At 56.8% G+C, this 2,285-nt stretch carries 3 protein-coding genes; 2 read left to right on the forward strand and 1 reads right to left on the reverse strand.

The features are described from left to right. Positions 1-556: 556 nt before the first annotated feature. Entirely contained in the window at positions 557-778 is a 222-nt protein-coding gene (locus tag K3172_RS15380; RefSeq protein ID WP_221591623.1) for a hypothetical protein, read from the forward strand. 574 nt (positions 779-1,352) lie between these two features. Here the strand turns inward: K3172_RS15380 and K3172_RS15385 are convergent. Further along, on the reverse strand, positions 1,353-1,559 hold the full coding sequence (locus tag K3172_RS15385) for a hypothetical protein (RefSeq protein ID WP_221591625.1): 207 nt from the start codon (positions 1,557-1,559) through the stop codon (positions 1,353-1,355). Positions 1,560-1,662: 103 nt separating this feature from the next. Here K3172_RS15385 and K3172_RS15390 point away from each other — a divergent pair, with 103 nt between their 5' ends. After that, positions 1,663-2,253 (forward strand): recombinase family protein, encoded by a 591-nt coding sequence (locus K3172_RS15390; protein ID WP_221591627.1) that lies wholly within the window; start codon positions 1,663-1,665, stop codon positions 2,251-2,253. The last annotated feature ends 32 nt before the right edge of the window (positions 2,254-2,285 follow it).

Below are 2,285 nucleotides of genomic sequence, written 5' to 3' on the forward strand. Positions count from 1 at the left end.
ACCCCTGTCCGTATTTAACTGTCCTCGGCCCGACTATCTCCAAGCGTCCGTCCTATTTACTCAATAAGGAAGAAATACAGCGGACACGAAACTGGCCGCGATGGGTCGGGGCGACAGGGCGCTTGCGCCCGGTTCCTGCTTTGGCAGGAAGTCGAACCGAGCCGAGCGGACCAGCGGCAAGCCCGTGAGGGCTGGCCAATGTGATCGTGGTATGGGGGTCATCATGGAATGATGGACGGCGGGCTCACCGGTCTCGCTGCGCGATCCCGTCTCACCCTTCGTAACTGGTTCGAAGCCGCGACATCGGCGATGTCTCGCCTTCTCCCAGTTGGCATTATGAGTATTCGGATTTGCCGAAGGAATGAAGTTTCGGTCCTCCTCGCTCCCCTACCCTGCTGGTGGCGATCTGGGGGCGCAGCCCCGATAGCTGGGCCGTGGACGGGCTATTCCATAATGGGGTCTGTTTTGTGCCGCGAGGATCGGCAGAAAACCGTCATTGAGGATGGTCGGTTTTGGCTGTTCTAGAACCAGATGAAATGGTGCGAGGAGTTCGCGAATGGATGACGACGATCTGCCCCGCCATCGGTTCTGGCGATTACCGGATGATCCGGATGATCAGGAAAGGATCATTGCCGCGGTTTTGAAGCTCGATCCAGAGGCAAGGGTCTATCGCAACAGCGCCTCGCTTGGTTCGATATTGCAGGCCCACACAATCCCTGCCCAAGTCGCAGCACACATGATGGGATGCACGCCGAACAAGTTCCCGTCGCCCAAATGACTTCGGCTCGCGAGCCGAGCTATCTGATAAACACCTTATATCTTCGACGGATGCAGCAGTTGGTGCGTCGCGGTGTGGACAATTACTCCGTGCGACCAGCGGCTAGCTCGCCTATATGGGCGGAGCAGTATGGCCATCTGGCCAAATCATGCTGCGGACTAGGAGGTGATTACCATAGGGCTTGAATCAGTGCTACTGCTCGCCATGGCGATGTTCGCTTTTGCAACCTTGATCCTCAAGGTGGTCGAAGTGGCTCGGAAGTGATGAGCGTGAGGTCAGGGACTGCCATCTCTGGCCTCACATCCAAAAATGAAGGGCGCTGCCACTGCCATGGCTGCGCCCTTATTCTTGAAGTGATCTACACATAGAACCTTCAATCAGTGCATGTCTGAACTAGGCTTTAGACGCTCAAAAGTCAACTTTTGGTTGAGTAAGGAGAGAACCCTTCTCACTCCAATGAGGTTCCCTTTCCAAGGGAGAGGCTTGCTAACCAGATAAGAGCGGTATCTGCCTATCCAAGCGTCCTTCGCAAGGGAACTAGCTCACCAACCTATTTAGAGAGCTTCCGAACGGATTATCCCGCCGCGTTCGTGATCAGTGACATCAGGTGATCGCCAGCCCCGTAGAGCATCTTGTGCTTGTCGCGGGTGTAGTCATCACGCGGACTGTAGAAACCGAGGATCGTGCGGTGCTTGTCGCGCGCGATCCGCTCGCTCGGTGTCGTCTCGATATAGCCGATGATCCGTTGGAAGCGGTCGCGCACGATGGTCTCGTTGGACATAATCTCTCCTGCAATGACGAGAGATCAAACTACCTCGGAAGCGAGAAAAAGCCGAACTAAAAGAACTAGTTGACGCATTCCAGAACTGTGAGAGTCTTCTGGAATGACCAAGCGCATCGCCATCTACACGAGGGTCTCGCAAGACACCCAGACAACCGAGAACCAACGCCGTGAACTCCTCGCCATGGCGGAGAAGAACGGGTGGGAGATCGTCGCCGAGTTTACCGATCACGGCATCTCTGGGGCCAAAGGTCGCGACAAGCGTCCCGGCTACGATGCGCTGATGAAAGCTGTGGCTCGGCGCGAGATCGATCTGGTCGCAAGCTGGGCGGTCGATCGTCTCGGGCGCTCACTCCAAGACCTTGTTGGCTTCCTCAACGAGATCAACGCGAAGGGCGTGGACCTCTACCTTCACCAGCAGGCGCTCGATACCTCGACGCCTTCGGGTAGGGCGATGTTCGGCATGCTCTCGGTCTTTGCCGACTTCGAGCGCGAGATGATCCGCAGCCGCATCATGGCTGGCTTGGCACGGTCGAACAAAAAGCCCGGACGCCCAGCCTTGCCCCCGATCATGATCGAGAAAATCCAGCGGACGCTCAACTCCGGACTCTCGATCAATGCCACCGCCAAGCGTCTCAAGGTCGGCGTCGGGACCGTCCACCGCATCAAGGTGAAGATGGCCAATGCGGCATAAACAAGAGCGTCAGGGTTCGGTGCCTCTTCTGG

This window comes from Qipengyuania proteolytica, assembly GCF_019711565.1.
In the GTDB taxonomy this organism is placed as follows: domain Bacteria; phylum Pseudomonadota; class Alphaproteobacteria; order Sphingomonadales; family Sphingomonadaceae; genus Qipengyuania; species Qipengyuania proteolytica.

Excerpts from the sequence above, each read along its gene's own strand:
- K3172_RS15390 (WP_221591627.1), top strand. The coding sequence starts at position 1,663 with ATGACCAAGCGCATCGCCATCTACACGAGGGTCTCGCAAGACACCCAG.
- K3172_RS15380 (WP_221591623.1), top strand. The coding sequence starts at position 557 with ATGGATGACGACGATCTGCCCCGCCATCGGTTCTGGCGATTACCGGAT.
- K3172_RS15385 (WP_221591625.1), bottom strand. The coding sequence starts at position 1,559 with ATGTCCAACGAGACCATCGTGCGCGACCGCTTCCAACGGATCATCGGC.